We start from the raw sequence: 24,921 nt of genomic DNA on the forward strand, positions 1-24,921 counted from the left end.
TGCCCTCCCGCGGCGGGGCTCGTACGGCGCAGGGGCGCGTGCCGGTGCGAGCGGAGGTGGAGGCGCGCGCGTCGACTCGGCGGGAGAGCCCTCTGACCTGCGGTCACTACGTTTAGTCGGTGTGCCGTCCCTCGAAGGGATGGTGCACGACGGTCGCGGTGGCTGGCGTCGGCTCGCGCGTGTCTCACTGAGGTCGGGGCGGACGTGCCGCCCGCCGTGTATCGGAGGTGATCGCGATGAGCGAGACGCTGCACATCGAACCGGCCGAAGTCTACGAGACCCCGCTGCTGGCCGAGGCCGGCGACTACGCCGAGCTGACCCAGGGCATCGTCGGGGACTATCCCGACTTCTTCGGTGGCGGGTTCGTGCTGCTCGGCTGAGTGGCTCGCGGTGTGGGTGGTGCCCGTCCGGGGCGCCACCCACACCAGTCGGTGACTTCCCTTCGACCGGTGTCCGTCCCCGTTCCCGGAGGCTCCATGCCCGCCTGCTGGTTCGTCGTTCTTCCCGACCGTGAGCCGGGCCCCGGCCTCCTGGGGCGGTTACGGCAGCGTGCCGCCCACGTCGTCACCCACGCCTCCGGGCGGCCCTGGCTGGTCGGCACCTGGCCGTCCCCGGGCGAGGTGCTGGTCGCCCGCGTCGGTGAGGTGCGGCTGGCGGTTGCCGGGACGTGCTCGCTGACGGCCGGGGACCTGGCCGTGCGGGTGCGGCGGGTGCGGGAACCGGCGGATGTCGAGGGCGCGTTGGAGGGTGCGCACGGCAGCTTTCACGTGCTGGCCTCCGTCGGCGGCCGTACGTATGCGCGAGGCAGTCTGTCCCAGGAGCGGCGGGTGTACTGGGTCGAGGTCGAGGGCGGCACCGTGTGCGCGGACCGGGCCCGGACGCTGGCCTGGCTCACGGGCGCCGAGTTGGACGCCGCGCGGCTGGCGACACGCCTGGCGGGTTTCACCGTGCCGTATCCGCTCGCGGGCGAGGCACTGTGGCGCGGGATTCGCGGCGTGACGCCCGGTCAGGCGCTGTTGCTGGAGCCGGGCGGGCAGTGCCGTACGACTTCCTGGTGGCAGGCGCCCCCGGCCGAACTGCCGCTCACCGAGGCCGCGTCCGGACTGCGGCGGGCACTGCGCGAAGCCGTGGCACTGCGAGTGCGTCCCGGCGAGGTGCTGGGCGCCGACCTGTCCGGCGGTATGGACTCCACCTCGCTGTGCTTCCTGGCCGCCGAGGCGGGCGCGCGCCTGGTCACGGCCACCGTGCACCAGAGCACGCCGGGCGCCGAGGACCACGTGTACGCGCGGCACGCGGCGGAGCACCTGCCGATCGCCGAGCGCCTGGAGTTCCCGTACTCCGAGCTGCCCGCGCACTTCACCGGGCTCGGCGAACGCCGCGACCCGGGCGACGAGCCGTCGGGCCTGCTGCGTGACCGGGCGCAGCAGCGACAACTCGCCGGGGCGCTGCGGGCCTGTGGAGCGGAGCTCCGTCTGACGGGGCACGGCGGTGACGCCGTGGTGCAGGCGCCGGACGCCTACGTGCACCGGCTGCTGCACCGCTCCGTGCTGACAGGAACGCGGCACCTGGCCGGGCTGCGGGCGCGCGGACGCTGGCCGCTGGGAGCGACCGTACGGATGGTGCTCGACCAGCGGTCGTACGGCGCCTGGCTGGCCGGCACCGCCGGACGGCTGCGCGACCGCCCGGCCCTCGGTGCCGCCTGCGTCCAGGAGCCGTGGGGGCTACGGCCGTTGCTCCCGCCGTGGGCGAGCGACGCGGCCGCCGACCTGTTCGGTGAGCTGCTGCGCGCGGCGGCCAGGGACGCCGTACCGCTGTTCGCCGACCGCGCTCGGCACGCCTGGCTGCACCAGGCGCAGGAGGCCGGCCGTATCGCCACCCACCTCGCCGACGAGTCCGCGGCCGCCGGGCTGCCCGCCCACAGCCCGTACTGCGACGACGCCGTGATCAGCGCCTGCCTGGCGGCGCTCCCGCACGAGGCCGCCGATCCCTGGTCGTTCAAGCCGCTGCTGAAAGCCGCGATGGAGGGCCTGGTGCCCGCCCGGGTGCTGGGCCGCACGACCAAGGACCACACCGGCGTGGCCTGGCAGGACGGCCTACGACAACACCGGCGCGAACTGCTCGCCTGGGCCGAGGACTCCCACCTTGTGGCGGCGGGAGTGGCTGACGAGGAGCTGCTGCGGCGGGCCCTGACGTCGCCGGGCCTGCTCCGTGGCGGAGCCGGAGAGCTGGAAGCCACCCTGGGCGCGGAGGCCTGGCTGCGCGACCTGGCGGCCCACCCGGTGCCGACCTACCTGGCTGCCCCGCCCGCCCGCACACCCGCGTACGAAGGAACGACGCCATGAGCCGTCTTCGCAGCGACGTCACCACCTGCCCGACCGACGACGGCATGATCCTGCTGGACGAGCGCAGCGGACGCTACTGGCAGCTCAACGGCACCGGTGCCCTGGTCCTGTCGGCCCTGCTCGACGGCGCCACACCCGAGCAGATCGCCGAGCGGCTCGCCGCCACCCGGCCGGTGAGCCGGGAACGCGCGGTCGCGGACGTCACGGCGCTGGTCGGCCAACTCACCCGTGCCAAGCTGGTGACGACGTCATGAGCCAGGTCCTGGACACCGGCCCGGTCCGGCCCCCGCTGGGCCGCCGCCTGGCCGCCCGCACGGCGGTCGCCGCCGCGCTTGTCGTCGCCCGGCTCCCGCCCCGCCGTATCCGCGCCGTGCTGGGCGCCCTGCGCCGCGGCGCCCGGCCCGCCGACTACGCGCAGGCCCTGCGGGCGCGGGAGGACGTCACGGCGGTCAGCACCCTGTGCGCCGGCCGTTTCTGCCTGCCACGGTCACTGGCGACGGCCCTGTTGTGCCGTATGCGCGGCAGTTGGCCGACGTGGTGCTCGGGGGTGCGGATGCCGCCGTTCGCCGCGCACGCCTGGGTGGAGGCCGAGGGGCGGCGGGTGGGCGAGCCGCCGGACACCGCCACCTACCGGACGATCATCAGCGTCCCGGCGAAGGGCTGAGCCGCTCACCCGGCGCCGGAGGCACACGACAACGGCCGGAGCCCCCGCACAGTGGGCTCCGGCCGTTGGGCTGCGGGACGGGTCAGAGCGCCAGGCCGGTGAGGACCAGGACGCGCTCGTAGGTGTAGTCGTCCATCGCGAAGCGGACGCCCTCGCGGCCCACGCCCGACTGCTTGGCGCCGCCGTACGGCATCTGGTCGGCGCGGTAGGAGGGGACGTCGCCGACGACCACGCCGCCGACCTCAAGGGCCCGGTGGGCGCGGAAGGCGACCTGGACGTCGTGGGTGAAGACGCCCGCCTGGAGGCCGTACTTGGAGTCGTTGACGGCGGCGAAGGCCTCGGCCTCGCCGTCCACCTTCTGCACGGTCAGGACCGGGCCGAAGACCTCCTCGCAGGCGATGGTGGCATCGGCCGGTACGTCGGTGAGGACCGTCGGCGCGTAGGAGGCGCCGTCCCGCTTGCCGCCGGCGAGCAGCTTGGCGCCCGCCGCGACCGCCTCGTCGACCCAGGACTCGACGCGCTTGGCGGCGTCCTCGCTGACCAGCGGACCGACGTCGGTCTTCGGGTCGGAAGGGTCGCCGGTGACCTGGGCCTCGACGGCGGCGACGACGCGCGGGAGGAGACGGTCGTACACGGACGCGTCGGCGATCACGCGCTGCACCGAGATGCAGGACTGGCCGCCCTGGTAGTTGGAGAAGGTGGCGATGCGGTTCGCCGCCCAGTCCAGGTCCTCGTCGCTCGCGTAGTCGGCGAGGACGACCGCCGCGCCGTTGCCGCCCAGCTCCAGGGTGCAGTGCTTGCGCGGGACCGAGTCCATGATCGCGTAGCCGACCTTCTCGGAACCGGTGAAGGAGATGACCGGCAGCCGCTCGTCCTGGACGAGGGCGGGCATGGCCTCGTTGGGCACCGGCAGGATGCTCCAGGAGCCGGCCGGCAGGTCGGTCTCGGCGAGCAGGTCGCCGATGATCAGGCCGGACAGGGGCGTGGCCGGCGCCGGCTTGAGGATGATCGGGGCGCCGGCGGCGATGGCCGGGGCGACCTTGTGGGCGCACAGGTTGAGCGGGAAGTTGAAGGGCGCGATGCCGAGGACGACGCCCTTCGGGAAGCGCCGGGTCAGCGCGAGCCGGCCCTGGCCGCCGGCGTCGGTGTCGAGGCGCTGGGCCTCGCCGCCGTTGAAGCGGCGGGCCTCCTCGGCGGCGAACCGGAAGACGGACACCGCGCGGCCGACCTCGCCGCGCGCCCACTTGATCGGCTTGCCGTTCTCGGCGGAGATCAGCTGGGCGATCTCCTCGGTGCGCTCGACCAGCCGCCTGCTGACGTGGTCGAGGGCGGCGGCACGGACGTGGGCCGGGGTGGCGGCGAACTCGTCCCGTACGGCGTACGCGGCGGCCACGGCTTCCTCGACCTGGGCGTCGGTGGGCACGCTGACCTTGCCGACGAGCCGGCCGTCCCACGGGGAGGTGACGTCGAAGGTGTCCTGGCCGGTGGCCTGACGGCCGGCGAGCCAGAAGGCGTGGGTGGAGGTCATGAGTCCCGGCCCCTTCCGCGTTGAGGTGTGCTTGGAGTTCCCGGTCCACGGTAGGGGTGCGGGGCGGCTGTTGCGGTTGTCCGATTAGTAGCACTCATCGGCGGAGGTACGCCGCTTTGGCCTCCCGGCGGTCCAGGAAAACCCCGTCTACTCCGGCGACGTCGCCTTCAGCGCCAGCCACAGCTCCATCCGCACGTCCGGATCGTCCAGCGACCGCCCGAGGATCTCCTCCACGCGCCGCATCCGGTAGCGCAGGGTGTGCCGGTGGACGCCGAGGTCGGCGGCGGCCGCGTCCCACTGGCCGTGCCGGGACAGCCAGGCCCGCAGGGAGGCGACCAGGTCTCCCCGGCCGGTGGCGTCGTGCTCGTGCAGCGCGCGCAGCAGGCCGTCCGCGAAGGCGCGGACCGCGTCGTCGGCGAGCAGCGGCAGCACCGACCCCGCCGCCAGTTGCTCGTGCTCGACCAGCACCCGCCCCCGGCGCCGGGCCACGGACAGTGCCTGCTCGGCCTGCTTGTACGCGGCGGCCGCCGCGATCGGCCCGGCCGGTGCCGACAGGCCGACGACCAGGTCGTCCTCCTCCCCCGCCGACGGCTCCTGCCCGGCCAGGGCGGCCTGCCGCGCCGCCGCGTACTCCCCGCACGCGGCGACCACCGCGCCCCCGTCCGCGGCCAGCACCACCAGCCGCTCCCCGTCCCCCTCGGGCACGGCCAGCACCGACTCCCCCGACCGGGCCGCGGCGGCCTCCACCGCCTCGGCGATGCCCGCGTTCCCCGAGGGGCACTCGGCGAGGACGATCCGGTAGGGCGCGTCGAGGAGGTCGCCGTACAGGTCACCGGCGACGGCGCGGGCGTGGTCCGGCTGACCGGCGAGCAGCATCCGCAGTACGGCCGCCCCGATGCGCTGCTCGGCGGCCTGTAGGGAGCGGGAGCGTTCGGTGGTGAGGGTGAGCAGGGCGATGGCCGAGTGGAGGGCGTACCGCTCGGCGGTGCCGGGGGCGGCGGCCGTGCCGACGGCGAGGGCGGCGCGGGGGCGGCGGCCGGTGCCGATGGTGTGCAGTTCGACGCGGTCCTCGTGCTCGGGTCCGCCGACCACGGAGCTGGCCGGCGCCGGCCGGTCCCGCAGCCGCTCCACGTCCGCCGTGAGCCGCGCGGCCCGGCGGCCGGCCCACTCCGGCGCGGCGGCGACGACGGCGCCCGAGGCGTCGTAGAGCGCCGCCCACCCGTCGATCTGGGCGGCGAGCACGGCGAGCAGCCCCTCGGGGCCCTCGCTCAGCGCCTGCTTGGTCAGTTCCCGCTGTGCCGCGAAGCCGGCCGTCACCGCCCGGTACTGGTCGGCGGCGATGGCGGCCGACACGGCCTTGGTGATGGCGAGGAAGGGGGTGCGGCGGGGGACCTCCAGCAGGGGCAGGCCCTCGTTCTCGGCCGCGTCGACGAGCGCCTTGGGGATCTCGTCGTAGTTCACCCCGACCGCGAAGCCCAGCCCGACGACGCCCGCCCCGACCAGCCGCTTCACATAGCGCCGCATGGCCTCCGGATCCTCCGCGTCCAGCTTGAGCGCGGTGATCAGCAGCAGTTCCCCGCCCTCCATGTACGGCACGGGGTCGGCGAGCTCGCTGACGTGTGCCCAGCGGACGGGCACGTCGAGGCGGTCCTCTCCCGCCCGCACGGTGAGTTTGAGCGCGGAGTGGTGGACGAGGGAGGCGAGCGTGGGGGGCATCGGGCCTTCAGGTCTGCGGGGGCGGGATGATCATTGTGATCTTTTGGCCGCCACGTATGAACGACCTGTGTCGATTCTGCCTCACCGTACGGTCCCGGCACCCCCGAAATCCCACCGCCCGGGTTCCCGAACCCCGCAATCCTCGGCCCGCACGAGTCCCGGCACGCCGAATTCCTCAGTCGCGCAGATCCACCAGCAGCGGCGGCGCGTGCTCACCCTGCACGTTCGTGAGCGACAGCACGGCATGTCCGGGCGGCACGGCGTGCGCCAGCTCGGACGCGGACCACCGCTCCCGCTCGACCTGCCGCACGGTGACCGCCCGCGCGGTCGGCGCCTTCCCGGTGATCACCCGGCGCAGCATGTGCACGGCCTTGCCCGCCGGGGTCTCGGCGATGATCTGCCGGTCGGTGACGTCTGTCGTCTCGGTCCACTCCTTGCCCCACACCTCGGCGAAGTCCTGCCCGTCCCAGGGGGTGAGCCCGGACAGCGCGACCCGGCATCCGGTGGCGCCGAGCAGCGGGCCACGCAGCGGGCGCGGTACGTCGTCCAGGGTGCGCAGCGTCAGCACGGCCCCGGCGTGCGCCGACCGCAGCCGCTGGATGCCCCGGACGGCCTCCGCGGTGACGACGCCGGTCGCGTCGTCGAGGATCAGGCAGGCGAACAGCGAGCGGTCCTCCCGTACCGCCACGCTCGCCGTGAACTGGGCGAGCACCAGCCGCGCCAGGATCCGGGAGGCGTCCGCGTGGCCGCGTTCGGGCAGGTCGATGCGGACCCGGACGGGGTGGTCGAGGGCCCTCAGCGAGAACGGCCGGGACTGTCCGGAGGTGTCGAAGAATCCCGCGAAGGCGGGGCGGTCCAGCAGCGCCACCCGGTCGGCGAGCACGCCGCCCACGTCTCCCGGATGGCCCATCTGCCGCTCGCGGGCGTCGAGTTCACGCAGCAGGGAGTCCTGCCCGGCGTCCTGCAGCGCCGTGCGCAGCTCGTTCATCGGGCCGGGGGCGCCGTCGAGGAGCCCACGCAGTTCCGGAATGGCGGGGAAGCGGCCGTGGACCGCGTGGAACGGGCCGAGGAGCTGGGCCAGCACCGTGGTGGAGCGGCGGCTGTCGCTGCCGGGGTGCGGGTCGGCGAGGTCCCCGACCAGGGCCTCGGCCAGTATGGCGGCGGCCTCGTCGGGGTCGGTGGTGGCGCCGTACAGGTCGAGGTCGTACATGGAGTCGGGGTTCCCGATCCGTACGACGACGTCGTACGCGTCGGCGGGTCCGAGCCTCGCGCCCGCCGCTCCGACGACCACCACGGCGGCCCGTCCGGCGAGCGCCTGCAGGCACAGCGCCTCGGCGACGGGCCAGACGACGAGGCCCGTCTTGCCGGAACCGGCGGGTCCGACGGCGAGCAGCGAGGTGCCGAGCAGCTCGGGGCCGAGGGCGAGGCCGGTGCCGCGGTAGGCGTAGGGGTTGCGGGGGTCGTCGACGGTGACGCCCATCCGCACCTGCCCGGTGACCAGGTCGTGCTCGGCCAGCCGACCGGGCAGGTCCCGCTCCCCGGAGGGGTGCAGACAGGCGGTGGCGCCGTCCTTGAGGACCGCGCCGGTGAAGGTGGCGAGGCTGTGCCGGCCGCTGCGCACGCCCTGCCAGGCGCGCGTGATACGCGCGTGGTCGACGTCCCGCATGAGCCCGGCCCGCGCGTCACTCGCCAGCCGCTCGGCGGCCTCGGCCGCGCCGGCGGCCCGGAGCTGGTTCCACCCGGCGGGGTCGTCCTCGGGGCGGGGGCCGGTTCCTGCGGTTGCGGGCGCCGGAAGCGGGGGGCGGCGAAGCGGCGCCACACCTCGCCCCACCGTCCGAGACGGCCCGCCGCGACCATGATGGTCAGGGCGACGAGCACCTCGTAGCCCCGGTACACGAGAACGGTTCCGACCTCGCCGATGTCGCTGTCGCCGCCGCGCCAGGAGTCGGGGACGATCAGGTCGAACGGAATCCACCACCAGGTGCCGAGGTAGCCGTTCTGCAGCAGCGACCAGATCAGCCAGCCGACGAGGAAGGCGATCAGCGCACCGCTGATCAGCTGGCGGCCAGGGATGATTTCCGGCTGCTCCGCGGGCCGCGGCCGGTGTCCGAACCGCCACACGCCGGGCGCCGCCTCCGGCCGGGGCGTGCGCAGCCACGCCAGGAACGCCGAACCGTCCGGCCGCGGGGGCGCACCGGGCGCCTGCGCCGGCCGGGGCGGCAGCGAAGGGGGCGGCGGCCCCGCCGGACGAGGTACAGGATTCGCATGCGTACCCCGCGCGTCCTGCGTCCCGTCGCTGTCCATCGCGCTTGCCCCCTGAGCAGCCGTTCCGTCCACCATCAGCGAGTCAATCTAATGCCCCCGGAAGGGGAGTTCACGGCTTGCGGCGCCCGGCACGCGGAGCGGACCGGCGCGTTTCTATGTCCAACACGGACAACCCCACCCCCCTGACAACGCCCACATGGAGCATGCCCACCCTCCCGTCCCGGTCCTAACCTGCGAGAAAAGGAAAGAACGCAAGCGTCCGCAAAACCCCAGGAGCCCCTCATGACCGCAATCCCGCAGGAGCGCCGCGTCGTCACCGCCATCCCCGGCCCGAAGTCGCAGGAACTGCAGGCCCGTCGTACCGCCGCGGTCGCCCAGGGTGTGGGCTCCGTGCTGCCGGTGTTCACCGCGCGTGCGGGCGGCGGGATCATCGAGGACGTCGACGGCAACCGGCTGATCGACTTCGGTTCCGGTATCGCCGTGACATCCGTCGGCGCGTCCGCCGAGGCCGTCGTACGCCGTGCCGGCGCCCAACTCGCCGACTTCACGCACACCTGTTTCATGGTCACTCCGTACGAGGGGTACGTCGAGGTCGCCGAGGCGCTGGCCGAGCTGACGCCGGGTGACCACGCCAAGAAGTCCGCGCTGTTCAACTCCGGCGCCGAGGCCGTCGAGAACGCCGTCAAGATCGCCCGCGCGTACACCAAGCGCCAGGCCGTCGTCGTCTTCGACCACGGCTACCACGGCCGTACGAACCTCACCATGGCGCTGACCGCCAAGAACATGCCGTACAAGCACGGCTTCGGCCCGTTCGCGCCCGAGGTCTACCGGGTGCCGGTGGCGTACGGCTACCGCTGGCCGACCGGCCCGGAGAACGCGGGCCCGGAGGCCGCCAAGATGGCCATCGACCAGATGTCCAAGCAGGTCGGCGCCGAGAACATCGCCGCGATCATCATCGAGCCGGTGCTGGGCGAGGGAGGCTTCATCGAGCCGGCGAAGGGCTTCCTGCCGGAGATCGTGAAGTTCGCCAACGACAACGGCATCGTGTTCGTCGCCGACGAGATCCAGTCCGGCTTCTGCCGCACCGGCCAGTGGTTCGCCTGCGAGGACGAGGGCATCGTCCCGGACCTGATCACCACCGCCAAGGGCATCGCGGGCGGTCTGCCGCTCGCCGCCGTCACCGGTCGCGCCGAGATCATGGACGCCGCGCACGCCGGTGGCCTGGGCGGCACCTACGGCGGCAACCCGGTCGCCTGCGCCGGTGCGCTCGGCTCCATCGAGACGATGAAGGAGCTGGACCTCAACGCCAAGGCGAAGAACATCGAGGCGATCATGAAGGCCCGCCTCACCGCCATGGCCGAGAAGTTCGACATCATCGGCGACGTCCGCGGCCGCGGCGCGATGATCGCCATCGAGCTGGTCAAGGACCGCGCCACCAAGGAGCCCAACCCGGAGGCCACCGGCGCGCTCGCCAAGGCCTGCCACGCCGAGGGCCTGCTGGTCCTGACCTGTGGCACCTACGGCAACGTGCTGCGCTTCCTGCCGCCGCTGGTCATCGGCGAGGACCTGCTGAACGAGGGCCTCGACATCATCGAGCAGGCCTTCGCGCGCATCTGAGCACCGCCCTTCGTCGCCCTGTCCACCGCCCCGTTCATCACGGGGCCCACGGCAGGGCGTGTGAAGAACGTGTGGGAGGTGGATGGCGGGTCGGGATTCCGTCTGTCGCGCCCGCGGCGCCTGCCGTAGGTTCTGACGCAGATGAGAGATACACCCCGCCCGCAGGGAACTGTGGGTGACATCAGGCCGGGGCCTCCCCAGCTTCGACCTGGTCGTGCCCTCGCGCACACAACCGGGGCCCTCAGCTCCGGGTCTCCTCACCGATCGGACGGTCGCTCGCCCCAGACCCCCCGGGGCGTGCGACGTTCCGATCAGGACGGCCGCCTGGGTGCGGTACGCCCCTGAAGGGCCGGCGCACACCCCCCCTTGCGTCGGCCCTTCGGCGCGTTCCGGCGCCAATGGTCCACACCTGTGACCGCACCCTCCCGACCCCTGCGAAGCTGTTCCCCGTGTTTCCTCTGCTGCTCGCCCTGCCCGTCGTCCTCTTCGCCCTGATCACCTGGCAGGTCGTCGCCGACGGGCCGCTGGTGCGGCTGGACGAGGGACTCAGCCGCACGCTCGTCCGGCCCGACCGGTTCGTGGAACTTCTCTCCGACCTCGGCAACGTCCAGGTGGCCGTCCCCGTGCTGGCGCTCGCCGCGGGCCTCGCGGCCTGGCGGGCACGGGCGACGGGAACGCACCGCTGGTGGCTTCCGGCGACGGCGGCCGCCGTGCTGATGGCGCTGGTCCCGGCCCTCGTCGTGCCGCTCAAGGAACTGACCGACCGCCCCGGCACGCCGGTGGTCCCGCCGGCCACCGGCTACTACCCGTCCGGCCACACCGCGACCGCCGCCGTCGCCTACGGCTGCACGGCCCTGCTCCTCCTGCCCTGGCTGCGCTCCGCGACCGCCCGCCGCGCGCTGGTCGCCGGCTGCGCGGCCGCGGTGCTCGGCGTCTCCTACGGTCTGGTCCGCCGCGGCTACCACTGGCCACTGGACGTCGTGGCCAGTTGGTGCCTCTGCGCGGCGCTGCTGACGTGCTACGTGCGGATACTCAACCGGAGTAGCCGTCCTCAGCCGAAGTAGCCGTCGAACGTCCGCTGGAACTCCCAGTTCGAGTACCGATCCCAGTTGATCGACCACGTCATCAGGCCGCGCAACCCCGGCCAGACGCCATGCGTGGCGTACGAGCCGCAGTTGGTCTTCTTGGTCAGGCAGTCGAGGGTCTTCACGACCTCGGCCGGGGGGACGTGACCGTTGCCCGCGTTCGTGGACGCCGGCATGCCGATCGCGACCTGGTCCGGGCGCAGCGGCGGGAAGACGTTGTTCTGGTTGCCGGCGACCGGGAAGCCGGTGAGCAGCATGTCGGTCATGGCGATGTGGAAGTCGGCGCCGCCCATGGAGTGGTACTGGTTGTCCAGGCCCATGATCGGGCCCGAGTTGTAGTCCTGGACGTGCAGCAGGGTGAGGTCGTCGCGCATGGCGTGGATCACCGGGAGGTAGGCGCCCGCCCTCGGGTCCTGGCCGCCCCACTGGCCGGTGCCGTAGTACTGGTAGCCGAGCTGGACGAAGAACGTCTCCGGCGCCATGGTCAGCACGAAGTCGTCGCCGTACCTGGCCTTCAGGGTCTTCAGCGCCGAGATCAGGTTCACGATGACCGGTGTCTTGGGGTTCTTGAAGTCGGTGTCGTCGGCGTTCAGGGACAGTGAGTGGCCCTCGAAGTCGATGTCGAGGCCGTCGAGGCCGTACTCGTCGATGATCTTCGAGACGGAGGAGACGAAGGTGTCGCGGGCGGCCGTGGTGGTGAGCTGCACCTGACCGTTCTGGCCGCCGATCGAGATCAGCACCTTCTTGCCCGCCGCCTGCTTGGCGCGGATCGCCGCCTTGAACTCGGCGTCGCTCTCCACGCCCGGGCACTCGCTCGCCGGGCAGCGGTCGAAGCGGATGTCGCCGGAGGTGACCGAGGTCGGCTCGCCGAAGGCCAGGTCGATGACGTCCCAGCTGTCGGGGACGTCGGCGAGGCGGGTGTAGCCGGAGCCGTTGGCGAAGCTGGCGTGGAGGTAGCCGACGAGGGCGTGCGGCGGGAGTTCCACCGGGTTGCCGCCGCCTCCGGCCGTGGTGGTGGCGGTGACGGTCGCCGAACGCGCCGACTCGCCCGCGTCGTTGACGGCCGAGACCTGGAAGCCGTACGCCGTCTCGGGCGCGAGCCCGGTGACCGTGGCCGAAGTCCCGGTGACCGTCTGGACCCTGGCCCCGTCGCGGTAGACGGCGTAGCCGGTCGCGCCGGAGACCGCGGACCAGGACAGCGCGACGGAGGACGAGGTGACCGTGCCGGCCCTGAGCCCGGTCGGCACGGCGGGCGGCTGTCCGACGTCCACGCCCGGTCCGATCAGCGTGATGTCGTCGGCGTGGTAGGCGCCGGTGCCGTACCAGCCGTGCGTGTAGATGGTGACCTTGGTGGTGGACGGGCCCGTGCGGAAGGTCGTCGTCAGCTTCTGCCAGTCGGGGGCGGACTGGGTCCAGGTGGAGACGTCGGTGGTGCCGGTGCCGGAGGCGCCGAGGTAGGCGTAGGAGCCGCGGACGTAACCGCTGAGCGTGTACGGGGAGTCGGGCTTGACCGTCACCGTCTGTGCGCACCGGGCGTTGTCGCTGCCGGCCGGGGTCGCCTTCAGCGCGGAACCGCCGCTGCGCACGGGTGAGCCGACCGTCGTACCGGAGGTGCAGGTCCAGCCGTCGAGGCCGGACTCGAAGCCGCCGTTGCGGGCGAGGTCCGCGTCGGCCGCACGGGCGGCCGACGAGAGCGCGGTGACGCCGGACAGCATCACTGCCGCGGCGGCGAGGAGGGCGAGGGGTCTGAAGCGGTCCACAAGTACCTCCGGGCATGGGGGAATTGGAGGGTGGAGCGCCCACAACTTGGTCCAGACCAATTGCCCTTGTCAAGGGTTCTCGTCGGCTAGTCCTCCTCCCGGGTCGCCAGGCTTGCCGCCGCCTCGTGCATTGCCAGTTCCAGCAGCGTCGGGTCCGTCAGGGTGCCCGAGCCGTCCGGTGGGACCAGCCAGCGCATCTTGCCGGTGGCGCGGCCCGGGTACGGCACGACGATCCAGACGCCCGCTCCGGCGGTGCGGATGCCCGTGCCGACCCACCGGGACGCCGTGCCCGGCGGTACGAAGAACCCCGTCCGGGCGTCGCCGAAGTCGACGAGCACCGGGCCGGGCCGGTCGAGGACGCGGGTGAGGACATCGAGCGTGGGACAGCCGAGCTCGCCCGGCAGGATCAGTACGTCCCAGGCCCGGCCGGCGGGCAGCAGCGCGACCCCCAACGGGTTGCGCTCCCATTCCCAGCGGCAGGCCTCGGGGTCCGGTGCGACGGATGCCAGCCACTCGACCGCCGTCTTCACGCCTGTCATGAGGAAACCTCCCTCTCTGCTCGATCGAGAGCACTCGTGGACGCTGGTCGCGTCACGAGGGAGAGGGAGGTCTCCTGCCGGGCATTACGCGGGTTTCCGCACCCCATGCGGGTGAGCTGAGTCACACTCAGCTGTCGAAGCCGAGCCCCAGCCGGTCCATGGTCCGCAGCCACAGGTTGCGCCGCCCGCCGTGGGCGTCAGCCCTGGCCAGCGACCACTTGGTGAGGGCGATACCGGTCCACGCGAACGGCTCAGGCGGGAACGGCAGCGGCTTCCTGCGCACCATCTCCAGCTCCGTGCGCTCGGTCCGCTCCCCCGCCAGCAGATCCAGCATCACGTCGGCGCCGAAGCGGGTGGCGCCAACGCCGAGGCCCGTGTAGCCCGCCGCGTAGGCGACCTTCCCGGCGTGTGCCGTGCCGAAGAACGCCGAGAAGCGCGAGCAGGTGTCGATCGCGCCGCCCCAGGCGTGGGTGAAGCGGACGCCCTCCAGCTGCGGGAAGCAGGTGAAGAAGTGCCCGGCGAGCTTGGCGTACGTCTCGGGGCGGTCGTCGTACTCGGCGCGCACCCGGCCGCCGTACGGGTAGATCGCGTCGTAGCCGCCCCACAGGACGCGGTTATCGGCGGACAGCCGGAAGTAGTGGAACTGGTTGGCGCTGTCCCCGAGGCCCTGCCGGTTCTTCCAGCCGATCGCCCCGAGCTGCTCGGCGGTGAGCGGTTCGGTCATCAGGGCGTAGTCGTAGACCGGGACGGTGTACGCGCGGACGCGTCTGATCAGGCTGGGGAAGATGTTTGTGCCGAGCGCGACCTTGCGGGCGCGGACCTGGCCGTAAGGCGTGCGTACGGCCATTCCGGGGCCGTACGGCTTCAGGGTGAGGGCGGGGGTGTGCTCGTAGACGCGCACGCCGAGGTCGAGGCAGGCGCGCTTCAGCCCCCAGGCGAGCTTGGCCGGGTTGAGCATGGCGACGCCCCGGTGGTCCCAGAGGCCGGCCTGGAAAGTCGGTGAGTCGACCTGTGCCCTTACCGCCTCGGCATCCAGGAACTCCACGCCGTCCGCGAGGCCTTCGCGCTCCATCTCCTCGTACCAGTCGCGCAGTTCCCACGCCTGGTACGTCTCGGTGGCGACGTCGATCTCGCCGGTGCGCTCGAAGTCGCAGTCGATGGAGTGGCGGGCGACCGCCGCCTCGATGCCGTCGAGGTTGCGGGCGCCCAGCTCCTGGAGCTTGTGGATCTCGTCGGGCCAGCGGGTCAGGCCGTTGGGCAGGCCATGGGTGAGGGAGGCGGCGCAGAAGCCGCCGTTGCGGCCGGAGGCGGCCCAGCCCACCTCGCGGCCCTCCAGCAGGACGACATCGCGCCCGGGGTCGCGCTCCTTGGCGTTCAGCGCGGTCCACAGTCCGCTGTAGCCGCCGCCGACGACCAGCAGGTCGCAGGTCTCGGCGCCGGTCAGCGCGGGCTCGGGGTGCGGCCTGCCGGGGTCGTCCAGCCAGTACGCGACCGGCTGGGCGTCGGAAAGGGACTTCGTCCAGTTGTCGTTATTGCCACGGCTCATGGCGCTCGGGGCCATGATTTCAACTCCCTACGAGTGCATTACGCCTTCTGGCGCTTTCGGCGGCTGCCGATGGCCATGGAGGCCAGGACGAACAGTACGGCGACGACGAACATGGCCGTACCGATGACATTGATCTGAACGGGCGTGCCGCGCTGCGCCGAGCCCCAGACGAACATGGGGAAGGTGACGGTCGAACCCGCGTTGAAATTGGTGATGATGAAATCGTCGAAGGAGAGCGCGAAGGCGAGCAGCGCGCCCGCGGCGATTCCGGGGGCGGCGATCGGCAGGGTGACCCGCACGAAGGTCTGGAACGGGCCGGCGTACAGATCGCGCGCGGCCTCCTCCAGCCTCGGGTCCATCGACATCACGCGCGCCTTGACGGCCGTCACGACGAAGCTGAGGCAGAACATGATGTGCGCGATCAGGATCGTCCAGAATCCCAACTGCACACCCATGTTGAGGAAGAGCGTCAGCAGTGAGGCCGCCATGACGACCTCGGGCATCGCCATGGGCAGGAAGATCAGCGAGTTGACGGCCCCCCGCGCGCGGAAGCGGTACCGCACCAGCGCGAAGGCGATCATCGCGCCGAGGACCGTCGCGCCCAGCGTCGCCCACAGCGCGATCTGGAGGCTGAGGGAGAGCGAGCCGCACAGGTCGGCGACACCGCACGGATCCCGCCAGGCGTCCGTGGAGAACTCCTGCCACTCGTAGTTGAAACGGCCCTTCGGTTTGTTGAAGGAGAAGACCGTCACGATGACGTTCGGCAGCAGCAGGAATCCGAGCGTGAACAGTCCCGCGATGACGACGAGATGGCGCTTGAGCCAGTTGACGAAGGCCATTTAAACCAGATCCTCCGTGCCGGACTTGCGGATGTAGAGCGTCACCATGATGAGGATCGCGAACATCAGGATGAAGGAAAGGGCGGCGGCCGTCGGATAGTCCAGAATCCGCAGGAACTGCGACTGGATGACGTTGCCGATCATGCGGGTGTCGGTGGAGCCGAGCAGGTCGGCGTTCACGTAGTCACCGGCGGCCGGGATGAAGGTCAGCAGCGTGCCGGAGACGACACCGGGCATCGACAGCGGGAAGGTGACCTTGCGGAAGGTCGTCCAGGGCCTGGCGTACAGGTCGCCCGCCGCCTCGTGCAGGCTCGGGTTGATGCGCTCCAGCGAGGTGTACAGCGGCAGGATCATGAACGGCAGGAAGTTGTACGTCAGACCGCACACGACCGCGAGCGGGGTGGCCAGCACCCGGTCCCCGGCGGTGATGCCGAGCCAGCTGGTGACGTCCAGGATGTGCAGGGTGTTGAGGGCGCCGACGAGCGGGCTGCCGTCCGCGAGGATCGTCTTCCAGGCGAGGGTGCGGATCAGGAAGCTGGTGAAGAACGGCGCGATCACCAGGATCATGATCAGGTTCCGCCAGCGGCCCGCGCGGAACGCGATCAGATACGCCAGCGGATAGCCCAGCAGCAGACACAGGATCGTCGCGGAACCGGCGTACAGCACCGAGCGCAGGAACTGCGGCCAGTACTCGGTCAGGGCGTTCCAGTACGTGGCGAAGTGCCAGGTGACCTCGTAGCCCTCCTCCAGGGAGCCCGTCTGCACGGACGTGGAGGCCTGGTAGACCATCGGCAGCGCGAAGAAGATCAGCAGCCAGAGAATGCCGGGCAGCAGCAGCCAGTACGGCGTCAGGCGGCCGCGCCGGCGCGGTGGCTTCTTCTCCGGTGCGGGCGCGAGGGGCGGTGGCGCCTCGGTGAGCGTCGACATCAGGCGGCCTCTTCCTCGATGCCCGCGTCGATGTCCTGCGTGGCGTCCAGGCCGAAGGTGTGGGCCGGGCTCCAGTGCAGGACGACGTCGGCGCCGGGGGCGAGGCGGCCGTCGCGCTCGACGTTCTGCACGTAGACGGCGAGCTCGGGACAGACGGGGCTGTCGATGACGTACTGCGTGGAGACGCCGATGAAGCTGGCGTCGGCGATCGTGCCGGTGATCCGGTTGCGGCCCTCCGGGATCTCACCGGCGTCGTCCGCGTGGACCAGGGAGATCTTCTCCGGGCGCACACCGACCAGCACCTTGCCGCCGGTCGCCGTGGACGCGGAACAGCGCCCGGCGGGAAGGGTGAGCTTGCCGCCGCCCGCCTTGAGGACGATGTCGTCGCCCGCCTTGGTGTCGACCTCGGCCTCGATCAGGTTGGAGGTGCCGAGGAAGTTGGCGACGAAGGTGGTGCGCGGGTTCTCGTACAGGTCGGCGGGCGCGCCGAGTTGCTCGACCCGGCCCGCGTTCATCACGGCGACCGTGTCGGCCATCGTCATGGCCTCCTCCTGGTCGTGCGTGACGTGCACGAAGGTGATGCCGACCTCGGTCTGGATGCGCTTGAGCTCCAGCTGCATCTGGCGGCGCAGCTTCAGGTCGAGGGCGCCGAGCGGCTCGTCGAGGAGCAGCACCTTGGGGTGGTTGATCAGCGCGCGGGCGACGGCGACGCGCTGCTGCTGGCCGCCGGAGAGCTGGTGCGGCTTCTTGCGGGCCTGCTCGCCGAGCTGGACCAGCTCCAGCATCTCCTCGACCTGCTTCTTCACGCTCTTCATGCCGCGCCGGCGCAGCCCGAAGGCGACGTTCTCGAAGATGTCGAGGTGCGGGAAGAGCGCGTAGGACTGGAAGACCGTGTTCACCGGCCGCTTGTACGGCGGCAGCGCGGTCACGTCCTGGTCGCCGAGCGAGACGGTGCCGCTCGTCGGCTCCTCGAGTCCCGCGATCATGCGCAGGGTGGTGGTCTTGCCGCAGCCCGAGGCGCCGAGCAGGGCGAAGAAGGAGCCCTGCGGGACGGTCAGGTCCAGCGGATGTACGGCGGTGAAGGAGCCGTAGGTCTTGCTGATTCCGGAGAGGCGGACGTCGCCGCTGCTGTCCTTCGTCGTCATCGTCGTCGTCACGCCCCTGTGAGCTTCGCGAACTTCTCTTCGTAGGCCGTCTCTTCCTTCGAGCTCAGCGAGCGGAAGGCGTGAGACTTGGCGGCCATTTCCTGGTCGGGAATGATCAGCGGGTTGTTCGCCGCGGACTCGTCGATCTTGGCGAGCTCGGCCTTCACCCCGTCGACGGGGCACACGTAGTTGATGTACGCGGCGAGCTGCGCGGCCGGACCCGGCTCGTAGTAGAAGTCGATGAGCCGCTCGGCGTTGGTCTTGTGGCGGGCCTTGTTGGGCACCAGGAGGTTGTCCGTCGACGTCATGTAACCGCTGTCGGGGATGACGAAGTCGACGTCCGGGCTGTCCGCCTTGAGCTGGACGACGTCCCCGGCCCAGGCGATGCAGGCCGCGAAGTCGCCCTTGGACAGGTCCGAGGTGTAGTCGTTGCCGGTGAAGCGGCGGATCTGCCCCTGGTCGACGGCCTTCTGCATGCGGGCGATCGCCGCGTCGAAGTCGTCGTCGGTGAACTTGGCCGGGTCCTTGCCCATGTCCAGCAGCGTCATGCCGACGCTGTCGCGCATCTCGGACAGGAAGCCGACGCGGCCCTTGAGCTTGGGGTTGTCGAGCAGGTCGGAGACGGACGTGACCTCGACGCCGTCCAGCGCCTTCTTGTTGTAGGCGATGACCGTGGAGATGCCGGTCCAGGGGTAGGAGTACGCCCGTCCCGGGTCCCAGTCGGGACTGCGGAACTGCTGGGAGAGGTTCGCGTACGCGGTGGGCAGGTTGGACGCGTCCAGTTTCTGGACCCAGCCGAAGCGGATGAGGCGCGCGGCGAGCCAGTCCGTCACGCAGATCAGGTCGCGGCCGGTGTCCTGGCCGGCCGCGAGCTGCGGCTTGATCTTGCCGAAGAACTCGACGTTGTCGTTGATGTCCTCGGTGTACTTGACGGTGACGCCGGTGCGCTTCTTGAACTCGTCGAGCGTCGGATGACGCTTGCCGCTGTCGTCGACGTCCATGTACTCGGTCCAGTTGGAGAAGTTGACGGTCTTCTCCTTCGCCGAGTGGTCCTCGGACGACACTCCGGACGTCTGCGCCGCCGGGGGAATGCCGCAGGCGCTCAGCGCCCCCAGGCCGCCGACCGCGAGCGCGCCACCGGCGGAGGCGCGCAGCAGCGAACGGCGGGTGAGGGAGGCCCTGCCGTTGCGGAGGCTGCGCCGCATGGCGGCCACTTGGGCCGCGGACGGGCGGTCGGGCTCGTACTGCTCCATGCGCGTGGTGCCCTTTCGGGATGGGCGGCCGCGGTTCGGGCGGCCTGAAGTGGTTATCGGTCCCCGAAGATCGTGCGGTGCCAGTCCTTCCGAGCGACCGCCGTATTATCGAACATAACGTGCTTGAGCTGCGTGTACTCGTCGAACGAGTAGACGGACATGTCCTTGCCGAAGCCGGACTGCTTGTATCCGCCGTGCGGCATCTCGCTGATGATCGGGATGTGGTCGTTCACCCACACGCAGCCCGCCTTGATCTCGCGGGTGGCGCGGTTCGCACGGTAGACGTCACGGCTCCAGGCGGAGGCCGCGAGGCCGTACGGGGTGTCGTTGGCGAGCCGGATGCCTTCGTCGTCGGTGTCGAAGGGCAGCACGACGAGGACCGGTCCGAAGATCTCGGACTGGACGATCTCGCTGTCCTGCGGCGCGTCCGCGACGAGCGTGGGCCGGTAGTAGGCGCCGTCCTTGAGCTCGCCCTGGGGGGCCTCCCCACCGGTGACCACGCGCGCGTAGGCACGGGCCCGGTCGACGAAACCGGCGACGCGGTCCCGCTGGACGTGCGAGATCAGCGGCCCGAGATCGGTGCCCGCCGCGAACGGGTCGCCGAGGCGGACGCCGTCCATGAGGGCGGCGGTCCGCTCCACGAAGGCCTCGTAGAGCGGCCGCTGCACGTACGCGCGCGTGGCGGCCGTGCAGTCCTGGCCGGTGTTGATGAGTGCGCCCGCGACCGCGCCGTTGACGGCGGCGTCCAGCTCGGCGTCGTCGAACACCAGGAAGGGCGCCTTGCCGCCCAGCTCCAGGTGGAGCCGCTTGACGGTGGCTGTGGCGATCTCGGCGACGCGCTTGCCGACGGCGGTGGAGCCGGTGAAGGACGTCATGACCACGTCCGGGTGGCCCACGAGGTGCTCGCCGGCCTCCTTGCCGGTGCCGGTGACGATGTTGATCACGCCGTCCGGGATCCCGGCGTCGGTGGCGGCCTGCGCGAACAGCAGCGAGGTCAGCGGGGTCAGTTCGGCGGGCTTCAGCACGATCGTGTTGCCCGCGGCGATCGCCGGGAGGATCTTCCACGCGGCCATCTGGAGGGGGTAGTTCCAGGGCGCGATGGAGCCGACGACGCCGATGGGTTCGCGCCGTACGTACGAGGTGTGGTCGCCGGAGTACTCGCCCGCGGACTGGCCCTGGAGGTGCCGGGCGGCGCCCGCGAAGAACGCGGTGTTGTCGATCGTGCCGGGCACGTCGAACTCGCGGGTCAGCTTCAGCGGCTTGCCGCACTGCAGGGACTCGGCGCGGGCGAAGTCCTCCGCGCGCTCGGCGAGCACGGCGGCGAAGCGGTGCAGCGCGTCGGAACGCTCACCGGGGGTGGCGCCGGCCCACGCAGGGAAGGCCTCGCGGGCGGCGGCGACGGCCGCGTCCACGTCGTCCGGGCCGGCCAGGTCGTAGGTGAGGACCTCCTCGCCGGTGGCCGGGTCGACGACCGCGTGGGTCCGGCCCGAGGTGCCCTTGGTGAGGCGGCCCGCGATGTACTGGGCGCCGTCCGCGAAACGGTCCTGGGCGGGAAATCGTTCCGGGGTGGTCTTTCCCGGGTTGTGCATGTCGCTCTCCTCCGCCGTCGCCCCGCTGTCCCTCGGGGCGGGTGGCGTAGCTCCAGCTCGATTTGAGTGCCGATCCTGACAGAGGGGTGGTCGTCCAACAAGTGATTCCGTTGTTGCCTTTTGGTTAAGCGACGGAATCTGTCGACCAGGTGTCGAGTCGGCGTCCAAAAGGGGGGACGGAGTGTCAGTGGTGCCTGCCAGACTCGCATGCATGGAGAGGATCAGGGGAGTGATCGACTCCCGGGATGCGCTGGTCAGGGAGGTTCGGGCGGGTGCCCGAATCAAGTATCTGCACTTCTGGGGGCACCGGCCACGACCGGACGGGCGGATCGGCGCGAGCTGTCTGAGTCAGTGGTGGCCGTCGCCGTTCACGGTGGACGGGGTGGAATACGCGACGGCGGAGCACTGGATGATGGCCGGCAAGGCACGTCTCTTCGACGACGCGGAGGCGGAGCGGCGTGCGCTGGCGGCCGAGCATCCCGCCCAGGCGAAGAAGGCGGGGCGGTTGGTGCGGGGATTCGACCAGGCCGTGTGGGAGCGCGAGCGGTTCGGGATCGTGGCCGAGGGGAGCTTCCACAAGTTCGCCGCGCATGCCGATCTGCGGGAGTTTTTGCTGGACACCGAGGAGCGGGTGCTGGTGGAGGCGAGCCCGGTGGACCCGGTGTGGGGGATCGGGCTGGCGGCGGACGACGAGGCCGCGGGGGATCCGGAGCGGTGGCGGGGGCTGAATCTGCTGGGGTTCGCGTTGATGGGGGCGCGGGAGAGGTTGCGGGCGGGGTAACCGGAGTGGGGCTGAGGGGGCGCTTCCGGCCGGGTGCGGCATGGCGGTCGGGTCCACAGGTCCACGTGCCCTTCTGCGACCACGGGCTCGTCGGGTAGGCGGCGGCCCCTCCCGGGGCCCGTCTCCTCCTACGGCGTCATGAGCACCAGCACGCCGAACCCGGCGCCCAGCACCAGCCCCACGACGCCGCAGATGATGCCGGCCAGGGCCTGACCCGGGTTGGTGGCCTCGCCCCGGTTCGCCTTGGCCCGGCCGATACCGCCGAAGATCACGCCGAGGATGCCCAGGAGGATCGCCAACGGCCAGAGACAGAAGCCGGCGACCGCGATGATGCCGACCACCATGCCGGCGGTGCCCAGGCCGTTGCTGGGTTCGGCCTGACCGCCGCCCGGCCAGCCGTAGTAGCCCGGGGCGCCGTGCGTGTACTGGCCGCCGTACGTCGGCTGGGGCGCCGGGTATCCGTAGCCGGCCGCCGGGTAGCCGTACGGGACCTGACCGGGGCCGTCGGGGGCGATGGGCGGGGGCGGGACGTCGTGGGGGCCCGGGGCAGCGGGGGCGGGCGGGGCGAAGGGGTTGCCGGTGGTGGGGTTCGGCGGCGGCAGGTCCTGGGGGCCCGGTGCCACCGGAGTCGGCGGGGCGAAGGGGGTGCCGGTGGTGGGGTTCGGGGGCGGGAAGGACGCGGGGGTGCCGGTGGCGGGGTTCGGCGGCGGCACGTCCTGGGGGCCCGGTGCCACCGGAGTCGGCGGGGCGAAGGGGGTGCCGGTGGTGGGGTTCGGGGGCGGGAAGGACGCGGGGGTGCCGGTGGCGGGGTTCGGCGGTGGGAAGGCCGCCGGGGTGCCGGTCGAGGGCGTGCTGGGGCCGGGCGGCGCGGTCGGGGCGGCCCACGGCGGAGAGGGGTCCGCGGCGGGCAGGGACGTCACCGTCTGCTGGTCGTGCACGGAGGGGGGTGCCGGAGTGGCCGGGCCGCCGGATGCCGCGATGGTGTCGCCGGGTCCCACGGGGGTGCGGTGGGCAGGGGGCGCCCAGGGGTCGGGGTCGGCGCTGCGGGGATCGGCGTCCGACCGCTTGTCCAGCGGGATCCGAGGCGCGTCGGCGCCGTCCTGACCGACCTCGGGGATCGCGCCGGCGTCCAGCGGGGCCTGCGAGACCTCGGGAGTGGCCTGCGCCGGCCACTGCGGCGGCGCCCAGGCGCCACCGGCCGCCGCACCACCGGACCCAGGTGCGGCACCCGACCCGTCGGCGTCGGCACCAGGTGCGGCGTTCTGCTCCGGCGCGGCCGGCGGCTGCGCGTCGTCGGTCATGCGCGGGACCCCCTCTGTCGAACGTTCCGTCATGCTACGGCCCGAGCATGACCGCCCGGGTGCCGCCCTCCCGGTTCCCGAAACCCGCTCCACTCCCCCACAAACCGCGGCCTACGATGATCCCCGAGTCACCGATCAGCCGATCACCCGCGTCCCCGCCGTCACACCCGGCCCGGACGCCGTTCCGGGGAGGAACCTTGACCGACCACGCCACCGCGCCCGTGCCCGCCGGCCCCACCGAGTCCGCCGTCGCCGGCGCCCGCGACCTGCACGCCTTCATCGCCGGACTGCCCAAGGCCGAACTGCATGTGCACCACGTCGGCTCCGCCTCCCCCCGGATCGTCGCCGAGCTCGCCGCCCGCCACCCCGACTCCAAGGTCCCCACCGACCCCGAGGCCCTGGTCGACTACTTCACCTTCACGGACTTCGCCCACTTCATCGAGGTGTACCTGTCCGTCGTCGACCTGATCCGCACCCCGGAGGACGTCCGGCTGCTGACGTACGAGGTGGCCCGGGACATGGCGCGCCAGCAGGTGCGGTACGCCGAGCTGACGATCACCCCGTTCTCCTCCACCCGGCGCGGGATCGACGAGCAGGCGTTCATGGGAGCGATCGAGGACGCCCGCAAGGCGGCCGAGGCCGACTTCGGGACCGTACTGCGCTGGTGCTTCGACATTCCCGGCGAGGCGGGCCTGGAGGCCGCCGAGGAGACCACGCGGCTCGCCACCGACGACAAGCTGCGCCCCGAGGGACTGGTCTCCTTCGGGCTCGGCGGGCCGGAGATCGGCGTGCCGAGGCCGCAGTTCAAGCCGTACTTCGACCGCGCCATAGCCGCCGGACTGCGCTCGGTGCCGCACGCCGGTGAGACCACCGGCCCGGAGACCGTGTGGGACGCGCTGAACCATCTGGGCGCCGAACGCATCGGGCACGGCACCAGCTCCGCGCAGGACCCGAAGCTGCTGGCGCACCTCGCCGAGCACCGGATCCCGCTGGAGGTGTGCCCGACCTCCAACATCGCCACCCGCGCGGTCCGCACCCTCGACGAGCACCCCATCAAGGATTTCACCCGGGCCGGCGTCCTCGTCACCATCAACTCCGACGACCCGCCGATGTTCGGCACCGACCTCAACAGCGAGTACGCCGTCGCCGCCCGGCTGCTCGAACTCGACGAGCGGGGCCTGGCGGACCTCGCGAAGAACGCGGTCGAGGCGTCCTTCCTCGACGCCGCCGGCAAGGGTCGTATCAGGGGCGAGATCGACTCCTACACCTCGGCGTGGCTCGCGCGTTGAGCCGCCCTCACAATGGGCCCATGCCGAACGTGACCGCCGTGGCCCACCGCGGTGCCCCCTACCACTCCCGCGAGAACACGATCGACTCGCTGCGTTCCGCGCTCCGACTGGGCGCGGACGCGGTCGAGGTCGACGTGCGGCTGACCCGGGACGGTGTGCCCGTGCTGCTGCACGACGAGACGCTGAAGCGGTTGTGGGAGCACGACCGGCCGCTGCTGTCGCTGTCGGCGGACGAGGTGCGGGGGCTGACCGCGGGCCGGGTGCCGACGCTCGCGGAGGCGCTCACGGCGACCGACGGACACCGGGTGATGCTCGACCTGCCGGGCCCGCCCGACGTCCGCGCGGCACGCCGGGTCGTGGACGTCGTACGGGAGTGCGGGGCGGCGGACCGCGTGTACTACTGCGCGGGCGCCACCGCGATGCTCGCGGTACGCGCCGCCGACCCGGCCGCCGAGATCGCCCTCACCTGGACGACCCTGGCCCCACCGCGCCCGGCCCTGCTGGACGCGGTGCGCCCGCGCTGGCTCAACTACCGCTTCGGCCTGGTGAGCCGCGCCCTGTCCGCCCGCGTCCACAAGGACGGCTACCTGCTGTCCGTGTGGACACCCGACACCCGCCGCACCATGCGCCGCCTGCTCGGCCTCGGCGTCGACTCGATCACCACCAACCGCGTCGACGCCCTGTGCGCCTTGCGCACCGCCCAGCCGCCCGTCGCGTAGGCCAGGGACGGGGCGA

Annotated in this window: 19 protein-coding genes and 2 pseudogenes; 9 read left to right on the plus strand and 12 right to left on the minus strand. The window is 72.0% G+C overall.

The window, feature by feature from the left end; translation table 11 throughout:
* Nucleotides 1-236 precede the first annotated feature (236 nt).
* The 4 genes from I2W78_RS09910 to I2W78_RS09925 all read left to right on the plus strand — a co-directional run bounded on the left by I2W78_RS09910 (nucleotide 237) and on the right by I2W78_RS09925 (nucleotide 3,006).
* The gene (locus tag I2W78_RS09910) at nucleotides 237-380 is read left to right on the plus strand and encodes a lasso RiPP family leader peptide-containing protein (protein WP_196458787.1); all 144 of its coding nucleotides are present in this window, start codon (nucleotides 237-239) and stop codon (nucleotides 378-380) included.
* 69 nt (nucleotides 381-449) lie between these two features.
* Nucleotides 450-2,342, plus strand: a complete 1,893-nt coding sequence (locus I2W78_RS09915) for an asparagine synthase-related protein (RefSeq protein WP_196458789.1) — start codon at nucleotides 450-452, stop codon at nucleotides 2,340-2,342.
* Nucleotides 2,339-2,596 carry a lasso peptide biosynthesis PqqD family chaperone gene (locus I2W78_RS09920; protein ID WP_196458792.1) on the plus strand — a complete coding sequence of 86 codons (258 nt, stop codon included), beginning with the start codon at nucleotides 2,339-2,341 and terminating at the stop codon, nucleotides 2,594-2,596. Before I2W78_RS09915 ends, I2W78_RS09920 begins: the two co-directional genes overlap by 4 nt.
* On the plus strand, nucleotides 2,593-3,006 hold the full coding sequence (locus tag I2W78_RS09925; RefSeq protein WP_196458794.1) for a lasso peptide biosynthesis B2 protein: 414 nt from the start codon (nucleotides 2,593-2,595) through the stop codon (nucleotides 3,004-3,006). The genes I2W78_RS09920 and I2W78_RS09925 overlap by 4 nt, the downstream gene beginning before the upstream one ends.
* Nucleotides 3,007-3,088: 82 nt before the next feature.
* Here I2W78_RS09925 and I2W78_RS09930 read toward each other — a convergent pair whose 3' ends face one another.
* The 3 genes and pseudogenes from I2W78_RS09930 to I2W78_RS09940 all read right to left on the minus strand — a co-directional run bounded on the left by I2W78_RS09930 (nucleotide 3,089) and on the right by I2W78_RS09940 (nucleotide 8,554).
* Nucleotides 3,089-4,534 (minus strand): aldehyde dehydrogenase family protein, encoded by a 1,446-nt coding sequence (locus I2W78_RS09930; protein WP_196458796.1) that lies wholly within the window; start codon nucleotides 4,532-4,534, stop codon nucleotides 3,089-3,091.
* Between the two features lie 147 nt (nucleotides 4,535-4,681).
* Nucleotides 4,682-6,250, minus strand: coding sequence for a PucR family transcriptional regulator (locus I2W78_RS09935; RefSeq protein ID WP_196458798.1), 1,569 nt, complete (start codon nucleotides 6,248-6,250; stop codon nucleotides 4,682-4,684).
* Nucleotides 6,251-6,425: 175 nt separating this feature from the next.
* A pseudogene (locus tag I2W78_RS09940) lies at nucleotides 6,426-8,554 on the minus strand (ATP-binding protein).
* 243 nt (nucleotides 8,555-8,797) lie between these two features.
* Between I2W78_RS09940 and gabT the strand changes: the two are divergent.
* Nucleotides 8,798-10,132, plus strand: a complete 1,335-nt coding sequence (gene gabT / locus I2W78_RS09945) for a 4-aminobutyrate--2-oxoglutarate transaminase (RefSeq protein ID WP_196458800.1) — start codon at nucleotides 8,798-8,800, stop codon at nucleotides 10,130-10,132.
* 449 nt (nucleotides 10,133-10,581) lie between these two features.
* Nucleotides 10,582-11,196 carry a phosphatase PAP2 family protein gene (locus tag I2W78_RS09950; RefSeq protein ID WP_307783657.1) on the plus strand — a complete coding sequence of 205 codons (615 nt, stop codon included), beginning with the start codon at nucleotides 10,582-10,584 and terminating at the stop codon, nucleotides 11,194-11,196.
* On the opposite strand, the gene I2W78_RS09955 is transcribed toward I2W78_RS09950, so the two are convergent.
* The 8 genes from I2W78_RS09955 to I2W78_RS09990 form a co-directional block, all read right to left on the minus strand.
* A complete protein-coding gene (locus tag I2W78_RS09955) occupies nucleotides 11,184-12,932 on the minus strand; it encodes a chitinase (RefSeq protein ID WP_230886042.1) in 1,749 nt (582 codons plus the stop codon). The genes I2W78_RS09950 and I2W78_RS09955 overlap by 13 nt on opposite strands.
* A gap of 131 nt (nucleotides 12,933-13,063) precedes the next feature.
* Entirely contained in the window at nucleotides 13,064-13,516 is a 453-nt protein-coding gene (locus I2W78_RS09960; protein ID WP_196458806.1) for a hypothetical protein, read from the minus strand.
* A gap of 127 nt (nucleotides 13,517-13,643) precedes the next feature.
* Complete coding sequence (locus I2W78_RS09965) at nucleotides 13,644-15,077, minus strand: NAD(P)/FAD-dependent oxidoreductase (protein WP_196458807.1); 1,434 nt, start codon at nucleotides 15,075-15,077, stop codon at nucleotides 13,644-13,646.
* 23 nt (nucleotides 15,078-15,100) lie between these two features.
* A complete protein-coding gene (locus tag I2W78_RS09970; protein WP_196458809.1) occupies nucleotides 15,101-15,901 on the minus strand; it encodes an ABC transporter permease in 801 nt (266 codons plus the stop codon).
* Complete coding sequence (locus I2W78_RS09975; RefSeq protein WP_196458811.1) at nucleotides 15,902-16,828, minus strand: ABC transporter permease; 927 nt, start codon at nucleotides 16,826-16,828, stop codon at nucleotides 15,902-15,904.
* Nucleotides 16,828-17,973 (minus strand): ABC transporter ATP-binding protein, encoded by a 1,146-nt coding sequence (locus I2W78_RS09980; RefSeq protein ID WP_196464492.1) that lies wholly within the window; start codon nucleotides 17,971-17,973, stop codon nucleotides 16,828-16,830. The genes I2W78_RS09975 and I2W78_RS09980 overlap by 1 nt, the downstream gene beginning before the upstream one ends.
* An 8-nt stretch (nucleotides 17,974-17,981) precedes the next feature.
* The gene (locus tag I2W78_RS09985; protein ID WP_196458813.1) at nucleotides 17,982-19,226 is read right to left on the minus strand and encodes an ABC transporter substrate-binding protein; all 1,245 of its coding nucleotides are present in this window, start codon (nucleotides 19,224-19,226) and stop codon (nucleotides 17,982-17,984) included.
* A gap of 53 nt (nucleotides 19,227-19,279) precedes the next feature.
* Nucleotides 19,280-20,815, minus strand: a complete 1,536-nt coding sequence (locus I2W78_RS09990; protein ID WP_196458815.1) for a gamma-aminobutyraldehyde dehydrogenase — start codon at nucleotides 20,813-20,815, stop codon at nucleotides 19,280-19,282.
* A gap of 211 nt (nucleotides 20,816-21,026) precedes the next feature.
* On the opposite strand from I2W78_RS09990, the gene I2W78_RS09995 reads away from it, so the two are divergent.
* Nucleotides 21,027-21,596 carry an NADAR family protein gene (locus I2W78_RS09995; protein ID WP_196458817.1) on the plus strand — a complete coding sequence of 190 codons (570 nt, stop codon included), beginning with the start codon at nucleotides 21,027-21,029 and terminating at the stop codon, nucleotides 21,594-21,596.
* Between the two features lie 128 nt (nucleotides 21,597-21,724).
* Here the strand turns inward: I2W78_RS09995 and I2W78_RS41090 are convergent, their stop codons facing one another.
* Nucleotides 21,725-22,897 carry a DUF4190 domain-containing protein gene (locus I2W78_RS41090; RefSeq protein ID WP_269066430.1) on the minus strand — a complete coding sequence of 391 codons (1,173 nt, stop codon included), beginning with the start codon at nucleotides 22,895-22,897 and terminating at the stop codon, nucleotides 21,725-21,727.
* A gap of 142 nt (nucleotides 22,898-23,039) precedes the next feature.
* On the opposite strand from I2W78_RS41090, the pseudogene I2W78_RS10005 reads away from it, so the two are divergent.
* Together I2W78_RS10005 and I2W78_RS10010 are read left to right on the plus strand one after the other, a co-directional pair.
* A pseudogene (locus tag I2W78_RS10005) lies at nucleotides 23,040-24,186 on the plus strand (adenosine deaminase).
* Nucleotides 24,187-24,206: 20 nt separating this feature from the next.
* Nucleotides 24,207-24,905 carry a glycerophosphodiester phosphodiesterase gene (locus I2W78_RS10010; protein ID WP_196458819.1) on the plus strand — a complete coding sequence of 233 codons (699 nt, stop codon included), beginning with the start codon at nucleotides 24,207-24,209 and terminating at the stop codon, nucleotides 24,903-24,905.
* The last annotated feature ends 16 nt before the right edge of the window (nucleotides 24,906-24,921 follow it).

The sequence above is a fragment of the Streptomyces spinoverrucosus genome (assembly GCF_015712165.1).
Classification (GTDB): domain Bacteria; phylum Actinomycetota; class Actinomycetes; order Streptomycetales; family Streptomycetaceae; genus Streptomyces; species Streptomyces spinoverrucosus_A.